Source organism: Aquiflexum sp. TKW24L (assembly GCF_023502205.1).
In the GTDB taxonomy this organism is placed as follows: Bacteria; Bacteroidota; Bacteroidia; order Cytophagales; family Cyclobacteriaceae; genus Cognataquiflexum.
In genome coordinates this window covers 1-432 of sequence record NZ_JAMFLG010000103.1, presented here as the reverse complement: position 1 = coordinate 432, position 432 = coordinate 1, and the positions used below count along the sequence as shown (strand labels likewise).

Sequence of the window (432 nt, the reverse complement as noted above, 5' to 3'; positions counted from 1 at the left end):
TATCCTCAACAACGGCGCCACCGGTACCATCAACAACAGCGGCACCGTCACCAAAACAGGGGCAGGCAACACCACATTCAGTATAAGTTTCAACAATTTGGAAGGGGCCGACTTTGGGATTAACGGGGGAACCATTACCAATCAAGGGACATTTACCAATTCAGGCAATATTTTGTTTGATGGCGGCATATTTTCGAACACAGCAACATTGACCATCTTGGCCAATTCAACTGTGGTTGGAACAGGTACTATTAACCAAACATCTGGAATCCTTGCCGTAAATGCTTCAATAGGAATCCCCAGCACGGTAACACTTAACCTTAATGGGAATTTGGTGGTGGCAGCGGGCCAAACACTAACCATCAACGGCACCTGGACCTGGAACAATGGCGAGGTTCGCGGTCCTGGAAACATTGTCATCGGTGAGGGAGG

Annotated in this window: 1 protein-coding gene; it reads left to right on the top strand. The window is 48.4% G+C overall.

Annotated elements, in window-relative coordinates:
- Positions 1 to 432, top strand: a 432-nt coding sequence (locus M3O96_RS21955; RefSeq protein ID WP_249725500.1) for a hypothetical protein, incomplete at both ends; no start/stop codon positions are given.